Below are 19,174 nucleotides of genomic sequence, written 5' to 3'. Positions count from 1 at the left end.
CACGCCGTACGGACCTCGGGAACCACGCGCGTAGCGTGCCTCACCCCGATGACCCGCCTGGAGGCGGCTGCTGGGACTGCTGCGCCCGTTCCAGGAAGCGGAGCAGTTCCACCGGGAACGGCAGGACGAGTGTCGAGTTCTTCTCGGCCGCGACCGCCACCACGGTCTGGAGCAGCCGGAGTTGGAGCGCGGCGGGCTGCTCGGACATCACCCCGGCGGCCTCCGCCAGCTTCTTCGAGGCCTGTAGCTCGGCGTCCGCGTTGATGATCCGGGCCCGGCGTTCGCGGTCCGCCTCGGCCTGCCGGGCCATCGAGCGCTTCATCGTCTCCGGCAGGGACACGTCCTTGATCTCGACCCGGTCGATCTGCACACCCCAGCCCATCGCCGGACTGTCGATCATCAGCTCCAGGCCCTGGTTGAGCTTCTCCCGGTTGGACAGGAGATCGTCCAGGTCGCTCTTGCCGATGATCGACCGCAGTGACGTCTGCGCCATCTGGGAGACCGCGAAGCGGTAGTCCTCGACCTGGACGAGCGCGCTTGCCGCGTCGATCACCTTGAAGTAGACGACCGCGTCCACCCGAACGGTCACGTTGTCCCGGGTGATGCCCTCCTGGGCCGGCACCGGCAGCGTGACGATCTGCATGTTGACCTTGTGCAGCCGGTCCACGAGCGGGACCACCATCGTGAAACCGGGCGCCCGTACGTCCCCGGCGAGCCGGCCGAGCCGGAAGACGACCCCGCGTTCGTACTGCTTGACGACCCGTGCCGCCGCCCCGACGTAGACGAGCCCGGCGGCTCCGGCGGCGATGGCCGCGGCCAGCAATTCCTCAAGCATGATGACGACCCCTCGCAGCCGTCCCGTACGTGCCGATCGGCACCCTTAATAAACGATATGCCCGGTCCGGGGCTCTGGGCGAGCCCCGGACCGGGCGACCTCGTGTGCGAAGGCCGTGGAGGCTACGGCGTCGGCGTCATCATCCTGACCGGTTCCGTCCCGGCCGCGCTGTGCCGCTCCGCCCAGCTCTCCAGGGCCGTGCGGCAGGCGTGGTCCAGGTGGTGCAGGCCCGACAGGTCCAGCTCGATGGGCCGGTCCTGGGGGAGTGCCTCCAGACTGTCCAGTATTTTCGGCAGCCGCAGGAAGGTCGCGTTGCCGGACAGATACGCCTGGACGGGCCCGGCGCCCTTGTCCACGACCTCCAGCTTGAGATGCGAGGCCTCCCAGGCGGTCTTGCCCACCGACAGGGCGAGCCCGATCAGCACGCCCTCGAACATGTTCACGGACACGATCGCCACGGCCGTGACGACGAGTATCAGCGCCTCACCGCGGTGCTCGCGCCAGAGCGAGACGACGCCGCGCAGCGGGATCAGCTTCCAGCCCGCGTGCACGAGGATGCCGGCCAGCGCGGGCAGCGGGATCAGCGCCAGCGCGCCGGGCAGCAGCGCCGCGAACAGCAGCAGCCATACGCCGTGCATCACGCGGGACGCCTTCGTCCGCGCGCCCGCCTGGAGGTTCGCCGAGCTGCGCACGATCACCGCGGTCATCGGCAGCGCGCCCAGCAGGCCGCACACGGTGTTGCCCGCGCCCTGCGCCATCAGCTCCTTGTCGTACTGGGTGCGCGGACCGTCGTGCAGCCGGTCCACCGCGGCGGCGCTGAACAGGCTCTCGGCGGACGCGATCAGGGTGAACGCAACGACCGTGCCGAGCACGCTCGGGCTCGCCAGTTCGCCGAAGGCGCCGAGGCCGGGCAGCTGGACGGCGTCCAGCAGGCCCTTCACCTCGACGGTCGCCACCGGCAGGTCGAGGACGAGGGTGACGACGGTCGCCAGGACCACCGCCGCGAGCGCGCCCGGCACCGCCCGCACCTTCCTGGGCAGCCGCTGCCACAGCACGATCACGGCCACCGTGCCCGCGCCGACGGCCAGCGAGGCCAGCGCGCTGGTGCTCCCCACGGCCTTCGCGGCGGCCTCGGGCAGCCCGACGATCTTGTCGAGCCCGGCGGCGGGCGCCTTCAGCCCGGCCGCCGCGTACAGCTGCCCGGCGATGATCACGAGGCCGATCCCGGCCAGCATGCCCTCGACGACGGACACGGATATCGCCCGGAACCAGCGCCCCAGCTTCAGGGCGCCCATCGCGAGCTGGAGCAGGCCGGCGGCGAGCACGATCACCCCGAGGGCGGGCAGACCGTGCTCCCGTACGGCCTCGAAGACGAGCACGGTGAGACCGGCGGCCGGCCCGGAGACCTGGAGGCTGCTGCCCGGCAGGAGTCCGGTGACGATGCCGCCCACGATGCCGGTGACCAGGCCGAGTTCGGCCGGTACACCGGAGGCGACGGCGACGCCCACGCACAGTGGCAGGGCGACCAGGAACACGACGAGCGAGGCGGCGAAGTCCTGCCGCAGATGAGGGACCCTGGCGAGCACGTTCATGGCGGCCCTCACAGCGCTTCGAACGCGTCGGTGGCGGCCCGGTGTTCGCGTACGGACCCGGTGTGGACCTCGTAGTACCAGCCGCGCAGGCGTAGCTGACCCTTCGCCAGACGTTGCTCCACGCAGGGGTAGGAGCGCAGCCGCAGCAGCTGGGCCAGGACGTGGTTCTGGACGCCCGCGGCGACCGTCGGGTCGTCGGTGTCGGACGCGGTCGTGGTGCCGGGTTCGTCGGCGGCGTGCGCGAGCCAGTCGCGTACGGCGGGTACGGCGGTGAGGTCGTCGCCGCGCACCAGGGCGCCGACGGCACCGCAGTGCGAGTGGCCGCAGACCACGATGTCGCTGACGCCGAGGACCTCCACGGCGTACTCGATCGTGGCCGCCTCGCCGGTGGGGCGGCCGGAGGCGTACGGGGGGACGATGTTGCCGGCGGTGCGCAGCTCGAAGAGTTCGCCCGGCCTGGCACCTGTGATCAGGGCCGGGACGACCCTGGAATCGGAGCAGGTGATGAACAGGACCTGGGGGGACTGGCCTTCGGCGAGCTTGGCGAACTCCTCAGGGCGCTGACCGAAGGTGCGGGCGTTGTCGATGAGGGGCTGCATGTGGTGACTCCTCCTGGCGCGCCTCGATGGCGCGTCGGACGTACATGACAGAGCGTGGGGGGATGTCTCCGCCGTCATCAGCAGCGGAACACCTGAAGTCCGGCCGGGGTGTGCGCCGTCAGTGATCTGGGCGCTTGGTGGCGGGGGGTGACCGGTGTCCGCGGTTCGTGCGGGGGTGCGGGATCCGCCACGAGGGCCGGGCGGCCGGGGGCCTCGGGGCCCGTATCGACGATTCGATGTCGGTCGCGGATGCGCAGGGGCCAGGCGGGGTCGTGGGGACGGCCGTCGTTACCGCAGGTAACATACTCATCGCGCAGGGCTTCCGCCCTGGGTTTGTTTCTGGTCTCGGTCTTGGCCTCGGCGTGACGGGCCGTGTGCGCGGATGCGAAGGAAGCGGTGGGAGTGAAGAGTTGGAGGGCCAGCAGTGCGGCGGTGAGGAGCGAAATCACGGTCCGGACGGTGGTACCTCGGAACATGCGCCCCCCTTCAGATGTTTCGCGGTCCCTCGCGTACGTCAACGGCTGGTCAACCGAAGGTCAAGAAACACGTTAACCCTGCGAAGTTGTTTGCAGGGTTAACTTAGCGTTTCAGGCTGAAGAGAGCCTGAAAAGCGCGGGTGGGATGACGCGAACTGACCCTTGACGCAAGGGTCTACGACGGCTCCACGAGGCCCTTGGCGTCGCGGGCCAGAGCGGTCAGGCGGGAGATCGCACGGAAGTACTTCTTGCGGTAGCCGCCGTTCAGCATCTCCTCGCTGAACAGCTGGTCGAAGGGCATGCCGGAGGCGAGCACCGGGACCTCACGGTCGTACAGCCGGTCGGCGAGCACCACGAGCCGCAGCGCCGTCGACTGGTCGGGAACCGGCCGTACGTCGGTGAGGCACACGGCCTTCAGGTCGTCCGTGAGGGCGCCGTACCGACTGGGGTGCACTCGGGCGAGGTGGTCGAGGAGGTGCGGGAAGTCGTCGAGCGACGCGCCCTCGGTGGCGTACGCCGCCTTGGTCACCTGCTCCTCGGAGTACGGCGCCGGAGCCTGGGGCAGCCCCCGGTGGCGGTAGTCCTCGCCGTCGATACGCAGGGCGCGGAAGTGGGCGGACAGGCCCTGGATCTCGCGCAGGAAGTCGGCCGACGCGAACCGGCCCTCGCCGAGCTTGCCCGGCAGGGTGTTCGAGGTGGCGGCGAGCGCGACGCCCGCGTCGACGAGCTTGCCGAGCAGGGTCGACACGAGGACGGTGTCGCCCGGGTCGTCCAGCTCGAACTCGTCGATGCAGAGCAGCCGGTGGCCGCTGAGTGTCTGCACGGTCTTCTGGAACCCGAGGGCGCCGACGAGGTTCGTCAGCTCCACGAAGGTGCCGAAGGCCTTGAGCGCGGGTTCGGCCGGGGTGGCGTGCCAGAGGGAGGCGAGGAGGTGGGTCTTGCCGACGCCGTAACCGCCGTCGAGGTAGACCCCGCGGGGCCCGGCCGGCACCTTGGGCGCCTTGGCCTTCCCGAACCCGAAGAACCCCCGCTTGCCGCCCCCCAGGGCGTGCGCCCCGCCGAGCCCGCCGGCGAAGCCGTCGAGGACGCGCACGGCCTCGGTCTGGCTGGGCTGGTTCGGGTCCGGGATGTACGTACCGAAGCGCACCGAGTCGAACCGGGGCGGCGGCACCATCTCGGCGACCAGCCGGTCCGCGGGAACATGCGGCTCACGCACGCACAGGGACAGCGGGGCGGCCGCGTCGGCTATCGGGCCGAATCCGGGGGTGGCTGGGGTGGTAGGCACGGTTCACCATGCTAAGCCGCATGCCAGACTGCCTGGCATGCGACGCCTGTTCCCTGTGACCGAAGAGACAGTGGCCGGGGCCTCGGGAGGGGCCGTGGACGCCGGTGGTGCCGGTGGTTCGCCCGGGGGTGGTGGGGCGGTCGACCGTGAGTGGAGCCCGGCGGAGCTGGGCGCCGCCTACGCCTACCCCGAGCGGGCGAACGGGGGCCCGGGAACCTGGCTACGGGCCAACATGGTGTCCACGCTCGACGGTGCCGCCCAGCACGACGGCCGTTCCCAGCCCATCTCCTCCGCCTCCGACATGCGGATCTTCGGCACCCTGAGGGCGCTGGCGGACATCGTGCTCGTCGGTGCGGAAACGGTACGCCAGGAGGGTTATCGGCCGGTACGCGCGCGTGCCGAGTTCGCCGAGGCCAGGGAGGCGGCCGGACAGGCGGAGGCGGCGGCTGTCGCGATCGTCAGCGCGAGTCTGGACCTGGACTTCTCGCTCCCCCTGTTCACCTCGCCCCTGGTGCCCACCCTGGTCCTCACGGGCGCCGCTGCCGCCCCCGACCGGGTCGCCGCGGCCGAGAAGGCGGGCGCCCGGGTGGTCGTCGCCGGTGACGGCATGGGTGTGGACCCGGCACGTGCCGTACAGGCCCTCGCCGGCCTCGGGCACACCCGGCTGCTGGCCGAGGGCGGACCGAGGCTGCTGGGGCAGCTGGTGGCGGCCGGTGTGCTCGACGAGCTGTGCCTGACGATCTCCCCGATGCTCGCCGTGGGGGACGCCCAGCGGATCTCGGGCGGGCCCTCGCTGGCTGTTCCCCGGCGCTTCGAACTGGTGTCCTTGCTGGAGGAGGAGGGCTTCCTGTTCAGTCGGTACTGCCGCCCATGAGGTGCGGGGGTCCCGCATGACCAGACACGATGTGGAATCTGCCGTTCCGTTTGTCTTTCGCTGGGCACACTAAAACTCGCAGCCCCCGTGCGATCACGGGGCAGGATGGTTTCCGCAGGGGCCTACGGACGGCCCACGGAGGAGAAGGGCGCCTGTCGTGTTCACAAGCGTACTGATGATCGAGAAGGCCCTGACGTCCGCCGACGTGGAGTTCGTCACCACCTTGCACGGCGACGAGGACGTCGCCTTCCACGTACTGCTCCAGCCCCGTGGCGACCAGGCCGACCGGCTGCTGCGCGCCATCGACGACATCGCCCTCGGCGAGCTGGACGAGGCGGCGCACGAACGGGAGACGCCGGAGGGGAAGGACGCGGCGGCGTTGGGGGAGCAGGCGTTGGAGGTGTCGCTGGCGGCGCTGCGGGGGTCTGGTAACGAGGCGGAGGGGCGGATTGTCGAGGACCATCCGCTTGATGCGCTTCGGGGGTTGGTGGACGAGGTGGAGGCGGATGAGGTGATCGTGCTGACCGATCCTCATTACGTGGAGGAGTTCTTTCATCGGGACTGGGCTTCTCGGGCTCGGCACAAGGTGGGGGTGCCGGTTTTGAAGCTGTTCTCGCACAGTAAGGCGTAGTTTTCTGGCTGCTGGCCGGTGGGGGCTGGTCGCGCAGTTCCCCGCGCCCCTAGGTAGGTGTCCGCTCGGCTCCTGCTAATAGGGTGGGGGTCCGTCGTCGTACCGCACCTGGGAGATATGCACATGGCATCCGGCCTTCCTGTCGCCATGGAACGACCGCACTTCATCGGCATTGGTGGGGCCGGGATGTCTGGGATCGCGAAGATTCTGGCTCAGCGTGGGGCTGCTGTGGCCGGGAGTGATGCCAAGGAGTCGGAGACCGCTGCGGCGCTGCGGGCGCTCGGGGTGGTCGTGCACATCGGGCATGCCGCCGGGCATCTGGCCGACGACGCCAGCTGTGTCGTCGTCTCCTCTGCCATTCGGGCCGACAATCCGGAGCTGGCGCGGGCGGCCGAGCTGGGGATTCCGGTGGTTCACCGGTCGGACGCGCTCGCCCGGCTGATGGACGGGCTGCGGCCGATCGCCGTCGCGGGTACGCACGGCAAGACGACCACGACGTCGATGCTGGCGGTGTCGCTGAGCGAGCTGGGGCTGAACCCCTCGTACGCGATCGGCGGCGACCTGGACGCGCCCGGCTCGAACGCCCTGCACGGCGACGGCGAGATCTTCGTGGCCGAGGCGGACGAATCGGACCGCAGCTTCCACAAGTACGCGCCCGAGGTCGCGATCGTCCTCAACGTCGAACTCGACCACCACGCCAACTACGCCTCCATGGACGAGATCTACGAGTCCTTCGAGACGTTCGCGAAGAAGATCGTGGCCGGTGGGACGCTCGTGATCTCCGCCGATCATGACGGCGCCCGCGAGCTGACGCGGCGGCTGCCCGACTCCGTGCGCGTGGTGTCGTACGGGGAGTCCGCCGACGCCGATGTGCGGGTGCTGTCCGTCGTCGCCCAAGGGCTCAAGAGCGAGGTCACCGTCGAGCTGGACGGGGCTCCGCTCACCTTCACGGTTTCCGTGCCCGGGCGGCACTACGCGCACAACGCGGTCGCCGCGCTGGCCGCGGGCGTCGCGCTGGGCGTGCCCGCCCGTGAGCTGGCGCCCGCGCTGGCGGCGTACACGGGCGTGAAGCGGCGGCTCCAGCTGAAGGGCGAGGCGGCCGGTGTCCAGGTCATCGACTCGTACGCCCACCACCCGACCGAGATGACGGCGGACCTGGAGGCGATGCGGGCGGCGGTCGGTGACGCGCGCATCCTGGTGGTCTTCCAGCCGCACCTCTTCTCCCGTACCCAGGAGCTGGGCAAGGAGATGGGCGAGTCGCTGGCGCTCGCGGACGCCTCGGTCGTCCTCGACATCTACCCGGCCCGCGAGGACCCGATCCCGGGTGTCACCAGCACGCTGATCATCGACGCCGCGCGCGCCGCGGGCGCCGATGTGACGGCCGTCTCCGACAAGGCGGAGGTCCCCGAGGTCGTCGCGGGAATGGCGAAGCCCGGTGATCTCGTTCTCACCATGGGCGCGGGTGACGTGACCGACCTGGGCCCGCGGATCCTGGACCGCCTGGCGCACTGACGTTCGCGGTCACACTCGTAGTGAGGGGCTGAGCTTCATGTCGTACGACGTCGACAAGCCGGACGAGCAGTGGCGCGCGGAGCTGACGCCGGCCGAGTACACGGTCCTGCGTCAGGCCGGCACGGAGCCCGCCTTCGTCGGTGAGTACACGGACACCAAGACGAAGGGCGTCTACTCCTGCCGGGCCTGTGGCGCCGAACTCTTCACCTCGGACACGAAGTTCGAGTCGCACTGCGGCTGGCCGAGCTTCTTCGACCCGAAGGACACCGACGCGGTCGAACTGATCGCCGACCGGTCCCACGGGATGGTGCGGACCGAGGTGCGGTGTGCGCGGTGCGGATCGCATCTCGGGCATGTGTTCGAGGGTGAGGGGTATCCGACCCCGACCGATCAGCGGTACTGCATCAACAGCATCTCGTTGCGGCTGACGCCCGACGCCGGCTGACAGCTTCGTTCATCGTTCATCGTTCGCCGGGCGGCGGGAGTGCCCCGCCGCCCCGGCCCACCCGCACCCGCTCGCCGCCCACGTCCGGTTTCAGGTCGACCTGCACCTGATGCGTCGTCTGTCGGTCCACCGTGCCGCCGAGTTCGGCCGTGACCACGCCGATCCGAACTCCGCCGCGGCCCGTGCCGGAGCGGTGCACCTGCACCGAGAACGTCAGATTCACGTTCTCCACGGTGAAGCCCAACGCCCTTCCCTGGGCCTCCTCCCGGGCCTCCTCCAGTTCGCCCCGCACCTGGCGGATCACCTCCGCCAGCCCCACGAACCCCGGTGCGTCCGGCAACTCGTACCTCCCCAAAGCCTGTTACTCCGTTTGCGCACCATTATGCGCAACCGCCACCGTATAGTGACGGTGTGGCTGCTGACGGGGGTATCCATACCAATTCGTCCTTGGGGACGCCGCCCTGGGCGGTGCGCATCCGGCGGGCGAACGGGGAGATCGCGGGCGCCGGCATTCTGCTGAGCCCCGATCAAGTCCTCACCTGCGCCCACGTGCTGGAGCGGGGAGCCGAGGTCACCGCCGAGTTCGTCGGGGCGCCCGGCCATGTGGTGCCCTCGGTGGCGGCATGGGTGGACGGGGACGCGTATGTGCCGGAGACCCGGGACGCCGACGGCGATCCCAGCGGCGATGTCGCCCTGCTGAGGCTGGAACACCCCAGGCCCGAGGGAGACACGACGCGGCTCCACCGGCTCTCCGCACCCAACCGCGCCGTACGGATGTACGGCTTCCCGTACGACCACAACGGCGGCATCTGGTTCCGGGCCACCGTCGTCGGCGGTTGCGGGCGCGACGGTCAGGTGCAGCTGAGCCCGACGAGCCGTGGTGAGCTGGCCAGCCCCGGCTGTAGCGGCTCCGGAGTCGTGGACACCCGTACCGGCGAGGTCATCGGGATGGTCCTCAGTGGGCTCCAGGACCGCCACGGAAACCTGTTCTCCTTCATGACCCCGGCCGAGACCATCGTCCGGCACCTCCCGCGGATCGCCCGGTGGACCTCGGGTCGGACCGCGGTCGACGACAGACTCAGATCCACGAGGGACGACGCCTCGGAAGCCCTGCTCGACGGACCGTTCGCGCAGCGCCTCGCCGACTGGCTCCGGGACGACGGGCAGCAGGTGAAGATCAGCCTCGTCCGCGACACCGACGCCGTACGGGCGGCCACGCTGCGCCGCGCCATCACCCTGGCCGACCGGGAGTTACGCACCTCGGCATCCGTCGACCGTGCCTCGCACGACCCGCCGGGCACCGTTCCCTCGGCCGGCGGCCACGACCTGGCCGTGGACGCGGGCGGGCTGACCTCCGCCGAGATCGAGGAGCGGATCGCCGAGCGCACGGGCCTGTGGCAGCACCCGGACGCCCCGCTGGTCGACCGGATCAGGGCCGCGCGGGTCACCCTCACCCTGGTCGTCGTCGGTGTCGACGAGGCGGTCGACCCGCTCGCGCTCCTGGACCTCCTGGAGATGCTCCGGGCCGAGGGCAGCCGCCTGCTCCTGGTCTTCCGCACCGCGGGCGCCGCCCATCGCCGCGCCCGGTACCAGCTGGTCGCCGAGCCCGCGCAGCGGCGCCGGGCCCGTCTCGTCGCCCGCCTGGAGGAGACCACCGGCCCGCTGGCCACGGCGATGTACGGGCGCATGGCCGTCGTACAGGCCGACGACACCCGCCGCGCCGAATCGGACCTGATCAGCGCCCATGCCGCGCTCGCGGACCTGACCCGGGCGGCCGGCGGCGCGGGTGAGGCGCGCCGGGGTCCGGACCTGGCGCGGTACGAGCGGTTCGTCGACCGGGCGACATCCGGGCTGGTCACGACCATCGGAGCCCTCGAACGGCTCTGTGCCCGGCGGGACATGCTGGGCGGCCGGTTGCAGGGGTACCACGTGCTGCACCAGCAGGCCACCCGGGGCGAGGAGGACCTGGCCGTGGACGCGCTCTATCTCCGCGCCCACGAACTGCTGCGGGCCAGACCCTGCGACGTACAGGCGCTCGAGGACGCGGTGAACGCCTATGTGCTGAGTGTCGAGCGCGGATACAGGGCGGACCCGGACGAGGACGGTGCCGTCTCGCCATGACATCGGCACCCCAGCCGTGCCCCAGGACCGACTGCCGGGGCGGCCACATCAGGGAGACGGGCTTCTGCGGCACCTGCCTCCGGCTGCCACCCGCCCCGGTACGGGGGCCGGGGGACGACCGGTCCGCCGCAGGTCCGGTCGAGCCCTCGCCGCCCGCGCCGACAGCCCGCGCGCTGGACCGCGACGGTCTGCTGGTCCTGCCGCACATCCCCTCGCCGGAGCCGGCGGAGGCCGCCGCCACCACCGCCCGTCCGCCCACCGGGGGCCGGCGCTGCGGTGTCGACAACTGCGTCGGCACCATCGGGGTCGACTACGACGGCGGCCCGCCACCCGACCACGGCTACTGCCCGGAGTGCGGCCACCCGTACTCCTTCCTGCCGAGACTGCGCCCGGGCGACCGGGTCGGCGGCCACTACCGGGTGCTCGGCTATCTCGCGGTGGGCGGCCTCGGCTGGGTCCACCTCGCGGAGGACACGCGGGTGCCGGACCATCTGGTCGTCCTCAAAGGGCTGATCAACACCGGGGACGCCGTCGCCCGTCGGGCGGCCGTCGAGGAGCGCCGCTCCCTCACCACGCTCCACCACCGGGACATCGTCCGCATCGTCACGTACGTGCACCACCAGGCGCCCGGCGAGGCGGAAGCCACCGGATACATCGTGATGGAGTACGTCGGCGGCCGTTCCCTCGCCTGGATCCGGCACGCCCCGGACGAGGAACTGGCGCGGCTCTTCGGCGGATCGTTCGAGTTCGGCCATGTGCTCACCTACGGCTGCAAGATCCTCGGCGCCCTGGAGTACCTGCACGACCAGGGCCTCCTGTACTGCGACATGAAGCCCGACAACGTCATCCACTACGGGCGCGAGATCAAGGTCATCGATCTCGGCGCCATCCGCCGGATCGACGACCGCTCCTCCAGCCTCGTCTACACCCCGGACTACGCACCGCCGAAGACGGAACGCGACGAGCGCGGCTTCCAGGTCGACACCGACCTCTACACCGTCGGCCGGACCCTGAAGTCCCTCGCCGCACGGGCCACCCCGGCCGCCGGACTCGCCGCCCGCTCCTTCGACGCGCTGTTCCGACGCGCCACCCACCCGGAGCCCGCCGCCCGCTTCACCTCGGCGGCCGAGATGTCCCGCCAGCTCTGGGAGGTGCTCAGGGAGCACCAGGCCCTGAGCGGGCACGAGCCGTACCCGGAGCGGTCCACCCGCTTCGAGCCGACGGCCGCGCTGTTCGGCTCGGCCCTCGGCACGGCGCCGCCCCTCGACCACTGGACCCGGCGCCCCGGCGCCGACGTCCCGGAGCTGCCCGTCGGAGCGCCGGAACCCCGGGCCGCGGCCCGGGCACTGCCCGTCCCGATCCCCGACCCCCGGGACGCCGCCGCCGTACTGCTCGGTGGGCTCGCCGCCGACAACCCGGAGCGCATCGCGGCGCAGGCGGAGCAGGGCTCGGCGCTGTACACGGTGGAGACCGCGCTGTGGCTGTGCCGCGCCTACCTGGACGCCGGGGAAGCGGACAAGGCCGACCGGTGGGCGGAGAAGGCCCGTCGGCTGAGCCGCGAGTACGACTGGCGGATCTTCTGGCACCAGGGCCTGCTCCACCTGACGCGAGGTCAAGTGCGGAAGGCGGAGGGCGAGTTCACGGCCGCCTACGACGCCCTGCCGGGCGAGTCCGCGCCGAAGCTGGCCCTCGGCCACTGCGCGGAACACCTCGCCGCCGGGCAGCGGCAGACCGAGGAGTACTACGAGGCCGTCTGGCGGCGGGACCGGACCCAGGGCAGCGCGGCCTTCGGGCTCGCCCGGAGCCGGCTGCGCCGGGGCGACCGGCGGGCGGCCGTCCAGGTGCTCGACGAGGTACCGACGACCTCACGGCACTACGACGCCGCGCGCGTCGCCGCGATCCGGGTCCTCACCGGCCGGCTGCCCGGCGCCGGGCCCACCACGGCCCACCTCGTCGAGGCCGCCGAGCGGATGCAAGGGCTCAGGAGAGCGCCGACCGCACTGCACCTCGACGGCAGCGGAGCCTGGGACCGGCTGGTCGCCGAGGCCCGGGAACACGCCGTCACCTCCCGCCCTCCCGGCGGATGGGGACCGGACTTCCCCGCCGGGGAGTTGTTCGGACCGGCGGACACACCGAGGGCGCTGGGCGAACTGCTGTCCCGGTCGCTGAAGAGACTCGCGGACCAGGCGGGAAGCGCCGGCGAACGCGGTGACCTGCTGGACCGGGCGTACGCGGTCCTCCCCGAGACCGTCGGTCTCCGGGACCTGCTTCGGGGGTGGCGGCGTACGGCATGAGGGGGGCGGGGCCCGCCGACGGGCCCGGGGTCAGCAGACGAGGGCGAGGAGCACGGACACGGTGGACACGGACGCATCATCCGTGAGCAGAGACGTAGACGTACCAGGACCGGTCGCGGTCCGGATGGAGATCAGCCAGTCGAAGTACCTGTCCGCCGCGAAGGGGGAACAGGAGATGCACGCCATCCTGACCGTTCGGGTCGACGGCACGGAGGGCGGCGCGGGCGCGGGCCCCCTGCTCGCCCAGATCCTGGCCGTGGACTGTTCCAGCTCGATGGACTTTCCGGAGGAGAAGCTCCGGGCGGCCCGGCGGGCGGCCGTGGCGGCGCTGCGGATACTGCCCGACGGCACGCCCTTCGCGGTGATCCGGGGCGCGGAAACCGCGGCCGTGGCGTATCCGCCGGACGGCGCCATGGTCCGGGCGGACGCCCGGCGGCGTGCGGAGGCGGAGGAGGCCGTGTACCGGCTGGTCGCAGCGGGCGGCACCTGCATGGGCGCCTGGCTCGAACTGTCCTGTCAGCTGCTGGAGGAGCAGGACGCGCCCATCGGACACGTCCTGCTGCTCACCGACGGCAAGAACCAGCACGACGCGCTGAAACCGCTGGATGGCGTCCTGGGGAAGTGTGCGGGGCGATTCGTGTGCGACGCCTGGGGCATCGGCGACGGCTGGGACGGGCGGGAACTCCTCAAGATCACCCGCCACCTGCACGGCAGCGCCGGCTCGGTGCGCGAGGCGTCCGCGCTCCGGGAGGAGTACGAGAAGCTGATGCACCGTCTGCTCACGAAGAGCGTTCCCGAACTGGTGATCTCCGTGACCCCCGAGGACGGGGCCGCGGTGCGCTACGTCAAGCAGGTCTTCCCCGCCGAGGCCGAACTCGCCTCCGGCGGCGGGCAGGACGGCGGGCCCCAGCGGTTCGTCACCCGTGCGTGGGGCGACGAGACCCGCCGCTACCAGCTGTGCCTCTCGGCCGACCCGGCCGGCCGGGAGCCCGGGAAGGACCTTCCGCTCGCCCTCGTGGCCGTCGAGGTGCCCGGCGGCGAAGGGGTGCGGCTGCCGATGCCCCTGGCCTGTGTCGTGCACTGGACCGACGACCCGGCGCTGTCCCGGTACACCGATGTCCAGGTCGGGCACTTCGAGCGGCACCAGCTGCTCGGCGAGGCCATCGCGGCGGCGACCGACGCCCACCGCAATGGCGAACACGACCTGGCGGAGCGGAAGTTGGGCCAGGCCGTGCGGCTCGCCCACGGCATGGGCGGCGCCGGGCCGCTCGGTCGGCTGGAACGGCTCGTGGAGATCGTCGACGCCGTGGAAGGGCGGGTCAGGATGCGTCCCGGCGTGGCGGCTGTCGACTTCGAGCATCTGATCACCGCGAGCAGCCACAGCACGTACGGCCCCGCGTCGGCCCCCGGCTGCGGCACGGCCCCCGCCGGACCGGCCGGAGGCACGATGCCGTGCCCGGCCTGCGAGAAGAAGGCGCCGGTGACCGCACGGTTCTGTCCGTCCTGCCGACACCGCTTCGGAGAGCGGCCATGAGCACCACCGGGCGGGACCTGACCCGCAGACTCCGGCTGCTGCTGGCCCTCGGGGCCGCCGCCACCCTCGTACTGTTCGGCGCGTACCGGGGTGTGCACGACGACACCGTGCCGCTGGCGTCGTCGAGCGCGCCGGGGATTCTGGCGGTCGACACCGCGACGAACGCGCTGAGGAACGCGAACAAGGTCGTCAGCGGCGGGGTGGCGAACGACACGACCGGTGAGTTCCACACCCAGATCTCGGTCGCGCACCAGAACCTCGCACTGGCAGCCTCGGAGAACGTCACCGGCTTCAAGGACCGCCACACCCTCCGGACCGTCACCGGGCTGATCGCCGTCTACTCGGGCTTCGTGGAGCGCTCCGGCAAGGAGCCGGACAACCGGCTGCTGAGCACTGTCTACCTGCACTACGCGAACCAGGTGCTCGTGGGGGACATCATGAGCCGCCTTGAGGATCTGCGGGCCGAACAGGTGAAGGAGGCCAAGCGGCAGGCGTCCTTCCCCTGGCAGTTGCGGCTGGGCTGGAGTGCGGTCCTGGTGCTGTACGCGGCCCTGTGCGCGGCGCTGGTGGAGGCGCAGTGGTTCGCGCGGCGGCGGTTCCGCCACTCCGTGCACCCACCCCTGCTGGCCGCGACCGTCCTGTGCGTGGCCGGGGTCGCGGTCCTGGGCTGGCTCACGCTGGAGGCCCGTACGGCGATGACCCGCGCTCTCGCCGAACTCCTCGAACCGAAGGGGGCGAAGACGATTCCCCTGGTGGCCGGCCGGGTGGAGGAGAACATGGCGAACGCCGGCCTCTGGGCTTCGCTGTCCAACTGGGTACTGATCGAAGGGGCGTTGCTGATGGCGCTGATGGTGGCGGGGCTGTGGCCGCGCATCGCGGAGTACCGGTTCAGGGCGGCGCGATGAGACGGCCACGACCCCGCACCCTCGGCATCATCTGCGTCTGCCTGGTCCTGCTCGCGGCCGGTGCCGTCACGGGGGTGCGCTGGGTGCAGGACAGGGGCTCGGTGACCCTGCTGGCCAACTGGAGCAGGGAGGAGGAGAAACAGTTCAAGAAGGTCATCAAACGGTTCAAGAAGCGCTACGGGATTCACGTCGACTACCAGGGCAGCTCCGCCCTCAGTCAGGTGCTGGCCGCCGGTATCGCCTCCGGTTCGCCGCCCGACGTGGCGGTGGTCCCGGGGCCGGGCGAACTGATGACCTACGCGGACAAGGGTCAACTCCGCCCGCTGGACGGCTTGTTCGAGGCCGGCCGGTACGACGAGTTCTGGGCGCCGGAGATCAACGGCAAGTACTGGCTGCCGGTCAAGGCCAGCCTGAAGAGCATGGTGTGGTACTCGGAGATGAAGCCGGAACAGGTCGCCAAGTCCGCCAAAAATCCCGGTAGTTGGTGCCTGGCCATGGAGTCCGGCGCGACCTCCGGCTGGCCGGGTACCGACTGGGTGGAGGACATCCTGTTGCAGCAGACGGACGCCAAGACGTACGGAGACTGGGCCAACGGCACCCTGGAGTGGACGGACGGCAAGGTCCGTACGGCCTGGAGCACCTGGGGCGAGCTGGCGGGCGTGAGCGATCGGAAACGCATCGAGCAGGCGCTCAAGGCCCCCTTCGACAAGGCCTGCACCCAACGGCTGGAGCACCAGGGGTCGTTCCGGGCCGACCACTGGTCGGAGAAGCCCGGCGGCGACTACGTTCACTCCGCCGCCGTGATCCCCGAGTCCGCTCCAGGGAAGCGCTGGGAGGTCTCCGGCGACCTCGCGGTCATGCTGAACGAGACCGAGGAGGCGAAGCAGCTGATCCGCTATCTGGCCGACCCCGGGACCGAACTGCCGGCCTACACGGTGAACGCGGACGTCCCGGTGCCGGGCGACAGCAGGACGACGCGGCGGGAGATCGCCTCGACCCTTCGTGGACTGAACGGGACCCTTTGCTGGGATGCCTCGGACGCGATGCCGCGCGTCGTACGGGACGCCTTCCACCAGGCGGTGCTCCGCTACCTCATCTCACCGGAGACACTCGACGCCGAGTTGGCGGCCCTGGAACGACTACGCGTCGCCAACCAGGGCACGACACAACTCCGCGTCTGCGGCTAGGGCCTGTTCTCGCCGCCCTTGACGATCAGCTCCTCCAGGGCCGGCCGGTCGTCGGCGCCGCCCTGTGCGGTGACCCGGACGTACCGGGCGTTCACCGGCGGGCTGAGCGTGCCCTCGGTACCGTCGGGCCGTACCGTCGTCCAGGCGTTGCCGTCCCGGGAGACCTCGACCGTGTACGTGGCCGGGAGCGGGTCCCGCCAGCGCGGGGTGACGTGGGTGAGCCGTCGGGGTCGGCGCAGATCGAGCGTCACGGCTCCTTCGGTGGCGTCCGGCGACCAGAAGGTGGTGTCGTTGCCGTCGACCGCGGCCACCGCGTAGGCGCCGGGCTCCTCGGTCGAGGCGCTGACCTGGGCGCAGCGTGCCAGGTTGTCGGTGGGGTCGCGGTCCGGGCGGCGGGTCTTGAGGACGGCCGGTACGGACTCGCTCACCAGCCGATCGCCCTCCGGCGAGTCCACGCGCATCGGTTCCCCGCCGGTCAGCCGGACGGTGGTCTGCTCCGGACCGACGGCGATGTCGAAGGTGCGCCCCTGCCAGCGCAGACCGCGCAGGGTCACGCCGTCCTTGAGCTGTGGCGGCAGCAGCGGGTCGAGCCGGATGCCGTCCTCGCGCCAGCGGAGCCCGGTCAAGCCGTGGGTGAAGCCTTGCAGGAAGCCGCCCTTGCCGGTCAGGAAGTCCTGGGCGGGCTGCCCCGCCAGCGGGTCGGACGCTCCGGCCTTCGCGCCCCGGGCCTCGGCGAACAGCGCGTACGGATCGCGGGCGAACGGCCGGTAGGCGCGCAGGAGATAGGTGTACGTCGCACAGCCGGGCGCGCCGATCTCGGCGGCGTCGACGGCGTGCACCGAGTCCGTCATGGCCGGGCCGTCGGGGTCGCTGCGCCGCGCGTAGTAGTCGAGCGTCCGGGCCTTCCTCGCGTCGTCCATGGGCCATTCGAGCGGATAGATCAGCAGTACCGTGTCGGCCTGCTTGATCGGCTTGGTGCCGTCGTACCCCGCGTACTGGAGGTAGACGCCGGTGTCCGCGTCGTAGGGGATGCGCAGCCGGTCGGCGATCCTGGTCCACTCCTCCGGCACCGGCTCGCCGAGCAGTTGTCCGGCGCGGGTGGCGTTGCGCAGGGCGACCGCCGCGCCGGCGTTGGTGAAGACGCCGTCGTCGACGTCGTTGCTGTACTCGTCGGGCCCCGCCACATGGTTGATCGAGTACGAGCCGTCGGAGTTGGCGGTGACCCGGCTCGTCCAGAAGTCCGCGATGCCCTTGAGCAGGGGCCAGCCGCGACCGCGCAGCCAGTCGGTGTCGCCCGTCACCAGGTAGTACTGCCAGGCGGCGAGGGAGATGTCGCTCTGTAGATGGTTCTGCATCCGGCAGTGGTCGGGGTCCACGCTGTGGCACTCGGTGGCCAGGTCGCCGTCGGCGCCGCTGGTCCACGAGTAGAACAGCCCCCGGTGGCCGAGCCGGGCGGCGTTGGCCCGGGCCGCCGGCATGGTCCGGTACCGGTACTCCACGATCGTCCTGGCCAGCTCGGGGTGGAATGCCAGCAGCCCCGGGTGGATCCATGTCTCGGCGTCCCAGAAGACCAGGCCCGCGTAGTTGTCGCTGGTCAGGCCGACCGGCGACACGCTGGTGCCGGTACCGGGCCGGGTGGCCGACAGCACCCCGTACAGGGCGGACCGCAGCCAGGACTGGATGTCCGGACGGCCGGGCACCTCGATACCGCCGTGCCACAGCTCGTTCCAGGCCTTGGCGTGTGCGTCGAACAGCGTGTCCCAGCCGCGCGTGGCGGCCCATCTGGAGGCGTCGAGCGCGGCGCGTTCCGGCCGCCCGGACGTCAACTCCGTGTCCACACCGACGTACTTGACGAACTCGTACGACCGGCCCGGCTCGACCGCGACGGTGGCGGACTGGCTCTCGGAGCCGATGTCGGCGGCGCGTCGATCGGCCTGCCGCCGAGGCATGTCGGACCGGTCGACACCGGCGCGGGCGGCGCTGCCGCCGAGGACGAGGGTGGAGGCGACCGCGCTGTCCACGTTCGTGCCGTCGGTGCGGAAGGAGAGGCCGATGGTCCGGTCCGCGCTGCCGGGCCGGGGGCCGCCGCCGGTCCTGGTGATGCGTCGCGCCCCGGCGCCGTCCAGGACGTCGGTGACGGTGGTCCGGCCGCGCCAGTGGGGCACCATGCGCAGCCGTACGGTGCCCACGTGCGGGTTGTTGCGGTCGGTGGTGATGTCGTAGACCAGGTCCGTGGCCCGGCCGTCGGCGGCGGTCCAGGTCAGGGACGTACGGACGAGTCCGCAGCGCTGGAACAGGGTCTGGCGGTATCCCGAGATCGCCGCGGCGGGCGTCTGCGAGGTGAAGGTGTCCCCGCCGACGCCCACGGTGAGCGTCGACCAGGTGGGGAGGGCGGCGGCGACCTGGAACCCCTTGGCCACGGCCGGGTCGCGGGCGTACAGGCCCGCGACGAAGGCGCCGTCGTAGGCCGGGGTGTAGAGGGGCCAGCCGGTCCGCTCACCGGTGGCGTCGTACCCCATGCCGTTGGGGGGAACGCGCTGGCCGAGGAGGCCGTTGGCGACGTACGCCCGGTAGGGGTCGGCCCGGTCCGGCCGGGACGTCGAGGGAGCCCAGGCCGGGTCTCCGGCGTCCCGCAGACAGGGCCGGTCGGGCACTCCCGCGGCAGCCGCCCGGGGCACCTGCGCGGCCGGGACGGCCAGAGCGGGGACGAGTGCCGTCGTCAGGGCGAGGACACCCGCGAGGACGGGCGGAATCGGCCGGCCGATGCGACGACGCCCGGCCCGGCCCCTTCCGGGGTGGAATCGTGGTGGCATCGCTGTCCCTTCAACTGCGGCCCGTCCAGCGGCGGATGAGCTGCCGACTGTGCCCTCAACGGGGTGTTGCG

At 71.5% G+C, this 19,174-nt stretch carries 16 protein-coding genes; 9 read left to right on the top strand and 7 right to left on the bottom strand.

The window, feature by feature from the left end; genetic code table 11:
- Positions 1 to 40 precede the first annotated feature (40 nt).
- The 5 genes from OG787_RS09845 to zapE form a co-directional block, all read right to left on the bottom strand.
- Complete coding sequence (locus OG787_RS09845; RefSeq protein WP_405534942.1) at positions 41 to 835, bottom strand: slipin family protein; 795 nt, start codon at positions 833 to 835, stop codon at positions 41 to 43.
- Between the two features lie 122 nt (positions 836 to 957).
- Positions 958 to 2,427 carry a SulP family inorganic anion transporter gene (locus OG787_RS09840; protein WP_405534941.1) on the bottom strand — a complete coding sequence of 490 codons (1,470 nt, stop codon included), beginning with the start codon at positions 2,425 to 2,427 and terminating at the stop codon, positions 958 to 960.
- Positions 2,428 to 2,435: 8 nt separating this feature from the next.
- Complete coding sequence (locus OG787_RS09835; protein ID WP_369029534.1) at positions 2,436 to 3,026, bottom strand: carbonic anhydrase; 591 nt, start codon at positions 3,024 to 3,026, stop codon at positions 2,436 to 2,438.
- A 77-nt stretch (positions 3,027 to 3,103) separates the two neighbouring features.
- A complete protein-coding gene (locus OG787_RS09830) occupies positions 3,104 to 3,502 on the bottom strand; it encodes a hypothetical protein (protein ID WP_405534939.1) in 399 nt (132 codons plus the stop codon).
- Between the two features lie 175 nt (positions 3,503 to 3,677).
- The gene (gene zapE, locus OG787_RS09825) at positions 3,678 to 4,787 is read right to left on the bottom strand and encodes a cell division protein ZapE (RefSeq protein WP_369029536.1); all 1,110 of its coding nucleotides are present in this window, start codon (positions 4,785 to 4,787) and stop codon (positions 3,678 to 3,680) included.
- Positions 4,788 to 4,824: 37 nt separating this feature from the next.
- Here zapE and OG787_RS09820 point away from each other — a divergent pair, with 37 nt between their 5' ends.
- The 4 genes from OG787_RS09820 (at position 4,825) to msrB (ending at position 8,249) form a co-directional block, all read left to right on the top strand.
- On the top strand, positions 4,825 to 5,661 hold the full coding sequence (locus OG787_RS09820) for a pyrimidine reductase family protein (protein ID WP_405534937.1): 837 nt from the start codon (positions 4,825 to 4,827) through the stop codon (positions 5,659 to 5,661).
- A 157-nt stretch (positions 5,662 to 5,818) separates the two neighbouring features.
- Positions 5,819 to 6,292 carry an indole-3-glycerol phosphate synthase gene (locus tag OG787_RS09815; RefSeq protein ID WP_369029538.1) on the top strand — a complete coding sequence of 158 codons (474 nt, stop codon included), beginning with the start codon at positions 5,819 to 5,821 and terminating at the stop codon, positions 6,290 to 6,292.
- Positions 6,293 to 6,415: 123 nt separating this feature from the next.
- Complete coding sequence (murC, locus tag OG787_RS09810; protein WP_405534936.1) at positions 6,416 to 7,804, top strand: UDP-N-acetylmuramate--L-alanine ligase; 1,389 nt, start codon at positions 6,416 to 6,418, stop codon at positions 7,802 to 7,804.
- Between the two features lie 37 nt (positions 7,805 to 7,841).
- Complete coding sequence (gene msrB / locus OG787_RS09805) at positions 7,842 to 8,249, top strand: peptide-methionine (R)-S-oxide reductase MsrB (RefSeq protein ID WP_369029540.1); 408 nt, start codon at positions 7,842 to 7,844, stop codon at positions 8,247 to 8,249.
- Between the two features lie 16 nt (positions 8,250 to 8,265).
- Here the strand turns inward: msrB and OG787_RS09800 are convergent, their stop codons facing one another.
- Positions 8,266 to 8,589, bottom strand: coding sequence for a trypco2 family protein (locus tag OG787_RS09800; protein ID WP_405534935.1), 324 nt, complete (start codon positions 8,587 to 8,589; stop codon positions 8,266 to 8,268).
- A 107-nt stretch (positions 8,590 to 8,696) separates the two neighbouring features.
- Here OG787_RS09800 and OG787_RS09795 point away from each other — a divergent pair, with 107 nt between their 5' ends.
- The 5 genes from OG787_RS09795 (at position 8,697) to OG787_RS09775 (ending at position 16,290) form a co-directional block, all read left to right on the top strand.
- Positions 8,697 to 10,370 (top strand): trypsin-like serine peptidase, encoded by a 1,674-nt coding sequence (locus OG787_RS09795; protein WP_405534934.1) that lies wholly within the window; start codon positions 8,697 to 8,699, stop codon positions 10,368 to 10,370.
- Entirely contained in the window at positions 10,367 to 12,664 is a 2,298-nt protein-coding gene (locus OG787_RS09790; RefSeq protein WP_405534933.1) for a tetratricopeptide repeat protein, read from the top strand. The genes OG787_RS09795 and OG787_RS09790 overlap by 4 nt, the downstream gene beginning before the upstream one ends.
- Positions 12,665 to 12,746: 82 nt before the next feature.
- Entirely contained in the window at positions 12,747 to 14,198 is a 1,452-nt protein-coding gene (locus tag OG787_RS09785) for a VWA domain-containing protein (RefSeq protein ID WP_405534932.1), read from the top strand.
- Positions 14,195 to 15,103 (top strand): hypothetical protein, encoded by a 909-nt coding sequence (locus OG787_RS09780; protein ID WP_369029546.1) that lies wholly within the window; start codon positions 14,195 to 14,197, stop codon positions 15,101 to 15,103. The genes OG787_RS09785 and OG787_RS09780 overlap by 4 nt, the downstream gene beginning before the upstream one ends.
- Positions 15,100 to 16,290, top strand: coding sequence for an ABC transporter substrate-binding protein (locus tag OG787_RS09775; RefSeq protein ID WP_405534931.1), 1,191 nt, complete (start codon positions 15,100 to 15,102; stop codon positions 16,288 to 16,290). Before OG787_RS09780 ends, OG787_RS09775 begins: the two co-directional genes overlap by 4 nt.
- Here OG787_RS09775 and OG787_RS09770 read toward each other — a convergent pair.
- The gene (locus tag OG787_RS09770) at positions 16,287 to 19,103 is read right to left on the bottom strand and encodes a discoidin domain-containing protein (protein WP_405534930.1); all 2,817 of its coding nucleotides are present in this window, start codon (positions 19,101 to 19,103) and stop codon (positions 16,287 to 16,289) included. The two genes, OG787_RS09775 and OG787_RS09770, sit on opposite strands and share 4 nt — an antisense overlap.
- Positions 19,104 to 19,174 lie beyond the last annotated feature (71 nt).

The organism is Streptomyces sp. NBC_00075, assembly GCF_045041225.1.
Taxonomy (GTDB): domain Bacteria; phylum Actinomycetota; class Actinomycetes; order Streptomycetales; family Streptomycetaceae; genus Streptomyces; species Streptomyces adonidis.
Note: the sequence above shows the minus strand (reverse complement) of the source record. Positions and strands in the feature narration are given on the sequence as shown.

Bases quoted from the DNA above. Each gene is read 5' to 3' on its own strand.
- OG787_RS09845 (WP_405534942.1), bottom strand. From the start codon at position 835: ATGCTTGAGGAATTGCTGGCCGCGGCCATCGCCGCCGGAGCCGCCGGG.
- OG787_RS09840 (WP_405534941.1), bottom strand. From the start codon at position 2,427: ATGAACGTGCTCGCCAGGGTCCCTCATCTGCGGCAGGACTTCGCCGCC.
- OG787_RS09835 (WP_369029534.1), bottom strand. From the start codon at position 3,026: ATGCAGCCCCTCATCGACAACGCCCGCACCTTCGGTCAGCGCCCTGAG.
- OG787_RS09830 (WP_405534939.1), bottom strand. From the start codon at position 3,502: ATGTTCCGAGGTACCACCGTCCGGACCGTGATTTCGCTCCTCACCGCC.
- OG787_RS09820 (WP_405534937.1), top strand. From the start codon at position 4,825: ATGCGACGCCTGTTCCCTGTGACCGAAGAGACAGTGGCCGGGGCCTCG.
- murC (WP_405534936.1), top strand. From the start codon at position 6,416: ATGGCATCCGGCCTTCCTGTCGCCATGGAACGACCGCACTTCATCGGC.
- msrB (WP_369029540.1), top strand. From the start codon at position 7,842: ATGTCGTACGACGTCGACAAGCCGGACGAGCAGTGGCGCGCGGAGCTG.
- OG787_RS09790 (WP_405534933.1), top strand. From the start codon at position 10,367: ATGACATCGGCACCCCAGCCGTGCCCCAGGACCGACTGCCGGGGCGGC.
- OG787_RS09780 (WP_369029546.1), top strand. From the start codon at position 14,195: ATGAGCACCACCGGGCGGGACCTGACCCGCAGACTCCGGCTGCTGCTG.
- OG787_RS09775 (WP_405534931.1), top strand. From the start codon at position 15,100: ATGAGACGGCCACGACCCCGCACCCTCGGCATCATCTGCGTCTGCCTG.
- OG787_RS09770 (WP_405534930.1), bottom strand. From the start codon at position 19,103: ATGCCACCACGATTCCACCCCGGAAGGGGCCGGGCCGGGCGTCGTCGC.